Origin of the sequence: Staphylococcus sp. HMSC072B07 (assembly GCF_001815505.1) — a bacterium.
Lineage (GTDB): Bacteria > Bacillota > Bacilli > Staphylococcales > Staphylococcaceae > Staphylococcus > Staphylococcus simulans.
Map to the genome: position 1 here is coordinate 6,709 of NZ_KV820946.1, position 918 is coordinate 7,626.

The window sequence follows — 918 nt, forward strand, 5'->3', positions numbered from 1 at the left end:
GTAAATCAATTACAGTTGAAAAAACTGAACCAGATGCGGATGGTAATACAGTTGTGACATTTAGTGATGGCTCAACAGTCACAATACCTAAAGGTGCGAAAGGTGATACTGGCGCACAAGGTGAAGCAGGTCAAAATGGTGTAGACGGCAAATCAATCACAATTACTGAAACAGCTGTTCAACCAGACGGATCAACAAAAGTGACATTCAGTGATGGTCATGAAGTTGTCATTCCTAAAGGTGCTAAAGGAGATGCTGGCGAAGCAGGTCAATCAGTTACAGTCGCAAAAGTAGAGCCACAACCAAATGGTGATACGAAAGTCACATTTAGTGATGGTAAAGAACTTACTATTCCTAAAGGAGAAAAAGGTGACGCAGGTGCGAATGGTCAATCTGTAACTGTTCAATCAACAGCTCCAGATGCGGATGGTAACACAGTTATCACATTCAGCGATGGTACTAAAGTTGTTGTTCCTAAAGGTGCGAAAGGTGATAAAGGTGACACTGGAGAAGCGGGTCAAAACGGCTTAAATGGTCAATCTATCACAGTTCAAGGCACAGAAAAAACACCAGAAGGCGATACAAAAGTTACATTCTCTGATGGCACTACAGTCACAATCGCAAAAGGCGATAAAGGAGATAAAGGTGATTCAGTCACAGTCGCGAAAGTAGAACCACAACCAAATGGTGATACAAAAGTTACATTCTCTGACGGTAAAGAAGTTACAATTCCTAAAGGCGAAAAAGGCGACAAAGGTGATACTGGAGCACAAGGTGAAGCGGGTCAAAATGGCGCAGATGCGAAACCATTAACAATCACAGGCTCTACACAAACACCTGAGGGTAATACTGAAGTGACATTCTCAGATGGTACAAAAGTCACAATTCCAAAAGCACAAGATGGTAAATCAATTACAG

Annotated in this window: 1 pseudogene; it reads left to right on the forward strand. The window is 41.9% G+C overall.

Annotated features, from left to right (window positions below):
* Positions 1–918, forward strand: a pseudogene (locus tag HMPREF3031_RS11240) (hypothetical protein); the annotation flags it as partial.